This is a genomic window from Capnocytophaga sp. oral taxon 324 str. F0483, from assembly GCF_000318315.2.
Lineage (GTDB): Bacteria > Bacteroidota > Bacteroidia > Flavobacteriales > Flavobacteriaceae > Capnocytophaga > Capnocytophaga ochracea.
In genome coordinates this window covers 11,749-11,995 of sequence record NZ_KB291531.1, presented here as the reverse complement: position 1 = coordinate 11,995, position 247 = coordinate 11,749, and positions in this window count along the sequence as shown.

Here is a 247-nt window from a genome sequence, read left to right as displayed (position 1 = left end):
TCAAATTTTGTAGTTTTGCGATTGATAACAACAATGTTGTACTCATCTCCCTCTTTCATTTGGTTGTGAATTGCTTTCAAATTTTGTAGTTTTGCGATTGATAACAACCCTCATTGAGTCCGGTACGTACCAAATCGAAGTTGTGAATTGCTTTCAAATTTTGTAGTTTTGCGATTGATAACAACCGAGTAATCACTTTGCTTTCTTCTGAACAAGTTGTGAATTGCTTTCAAATTTTGTAGTTTTG